This is a genomic window from Nocardia sp. NPDC004722 (assembly GCF_053601505.1).
On sequence record NZ_JBSGBY010001097.1, the window covers coordinates 1 to 1,195 of the forward strand.

General features: G+C 71.8%; 2 protein-coding genes. Both read left to right on the forward strand.

The genetic code is table 11. The features are described 5' to 3' along the window. Nucleotides 1-41: 41 nt before the first annotated feature. Nucleotides 42-614, forward strand: coding sequence for an acetyl-CoA carboxylase biotin carboxyl carrier protein (locus ACWELQ_RS46010; RefSeq protein ID WP_452403245.1), 573 nt, complete (start codon nucleotides 42-44; stop codon nucleotides 612-614). Further along, a partial coding sequence (locus ACWELQ_RS46015; protein WP_452403246.1) for a biotin carboxylase N-terminal domain-containing protein occupies nucleotides 611-1,195 on the forward strand: 585 nt, incomplete at its 3' end. The genes ACWELQ_RS46010 and ACWELQ_RS46015, both read left to right, overlap by 4 nt.

A 1,195-nucleotide genomic window follows, 5' to 3' on the forward strand; every position in this document is an offset into this window, starting at 1 on the left:
CGAGCCTTCGGCGTCGCCCGAAACGATCTGCAGGAGAACCGATGACCGACAACGGCAGCACGCTCATCCGGCCCGAGACCACCGCGTCCGGCGCGGTGAGCGCCGCCGAGGCCGACCACAGTCTCGAGGTGCTGGCCCGGCACACCTTGGCCGTGCGTGCGGGCATCGTGCCCGCCCCGACCACGGTGATGGTGGCCAACGGGCCGGTGGTCCTGCACGTCAGCTGGGACGGCGGCCGCACCGGCGACGGGTCGGCTCAGCCTGTCGGGACGGCTCAGGCGGCCGGGGCCGCCCAAACCCCGGTCGCTACCGCAGCTGCACCGGCAGCAAATGGGGCCTCCCGACAGCCGGAAAATGCCTCGGAGACTGCGACTTTCACCCTGCACGCCGAGACCGTCGGCGTCTTCTACCGCTCGCCCGAACCGGGCGCCGCCCCCTTCGTCACCGAGGGTGACCCGGTGCGCGCCGGTCAGCAGGTCGCGATCGTCGAGGCCATGAAGCTGATGATCCCGGTGATCGCGGATCGTGAGGGCGTCGTGGCCGAATTCCGAATCGCGGACGGCGAATCCGTGGAACACGGCCAGGCGCTGATCGTCTTCGAGGTGCTGCGGTGAGCCCGACCCGACCCATCCGCAAGCTGTTGGTGGCCAATCGGGGCGAGATCGCGGTGCGGATCATCCGCACCTGCGCTGAGCTCGGAATCGCCACCGTGGCAGTGCATTCGGCTGTCGACCGGGATTCGCTCGCGGTGCGGATGGCCGACGAGTCGGTGCAGATCGGTCCCGGCCCGGCCAAGCGCAGCTATCTGTACGTGCCCGCGATCATCGAGGCTGCCCGTGCCACCGGCGCCGACGCGATCCACCCCGGCTACGGATTCCTGTCGGAGAACCCGGATTTCGCCGAGGTCTGCGAGGCCGAGGGCCTGGTGTTCGTCGGCGCGCCGGCCGCGGTGATGGCCCGGCTGGGCGACAAGTCCACCGCCCGCGCCCTGATGGCGGACGCGGGCCTGCCGCTGCTGCCCGGCAGCCGCGACCCGATCGACACCGTCGACGAGGCCCGGGACCTGGCCGGGGACATCGGCTATCCGGTGATCCTCAAGGCCGTGGCCGGTGGCGGCGGCCGCGGCATGCGCGTGGTCCGCGATCCGGGCGACTTCGCCGCCGCCTGGCAGCAGACCCGCGCCAACGCGACCGCC